Raw genomic sequence first — 847 nt, 5'->3', positions numbered from 1 at the left:
ATATCAAATTTGCTCAGTGTTTTATGCAGATTGATTATATTTGTGTCTATATCATTAGCTAGGTATTCCTTTGCCTTCGTGTTTAAAAATACACTTCCGCCACCAACAAACGGCTCAATAAATCGCTCTATTTTTTTTGGGAATAACTCGCCAAGTTGCCCCATAAGTTTATACTTGTCGCCGACATAAAACAGCGGGGAACGAATGGCTTTCATTTTTTTACCTTTACGATGAATAAAAATTCTTTATGTCCGTTAAGTTCAGTTTTTCCAGCATTAAAATAGTTGTGTGATTTCTCTTTTATACTTAACTTACCTTTTTTGCTCAAAATTTGCTCTATTTGTTCAAAGCTTATTTTATTCTGTGATGAACTTGATTTTGAATTATAAGTGTTATTATATGTCAAAGCGATTTGCTTGCAGTCAAGATTCGCAACTAAATCATCAAGCTCTTTTACAGCACTGCTTCGGCAGTAGTTGCTCATATTTTCAGGCGGTGGTTTAAGTGCTGTTCCGCTTAATTTTGGTTTTTTCCACTGAATTAAATTCTCATAAACATGATAAAAACGGCTATATTGACGAGAGTTGTAAGGCGGGTCGATAAATACCAAATCTGTCTTAATTTTTCTTGCTAGATTGTTTGCATTTTCTCTGTGGATTTCAATAGTTTTGTTGTGCTTTATAGGCAAAATCAAATCAAACTCAAATCTATCTTTGGGGCTTTCGTTTTTTCTATATGCTTCATAGTGACCGACAGTATTTGCTATTTTATCCATTGAGTAAATAAGACTTGTTAGTAAAATATTTTCAGTGGTTTTGTCAAATTTGCTTAATGCGATATGTTCTCT

The 847-nt window shown here is 33.2% G+C and carries 2 protein-coding genes; both read right to left on the bottom strand.

Annotated elements, in window-relative coordinates:
* Positions 1–215: DNA adenine methylase (locus CYP51_RS09690; protein ID WP_141089691.1), on the bottom strand; the 215-nt coding region annotated here is incomplete at its 3' end.
* On the bottom strand, positions 212–847 hold a 636-nt coding region (locus tag CYP51_RS09685; protein WP_180997768.1), incomplete at its 5' end, for a DNA adenine methylase. The genes CYP51_RS09685 and CYP51_RS09690, both read right to left, overlap by 4 nt.

Source organism: Campylobacter concisus (assembly GCF_002912895.1).
Lineage (GTDB): Bacteria > Campylobacterota > Campylobacteria > Campylobacterales > Campylobacteraceae > Campylobacter_A > Campylobacter_A concisus_G.
This window is presented reverse-complemented; position numbering and strand designations above follow the sequence as displayed.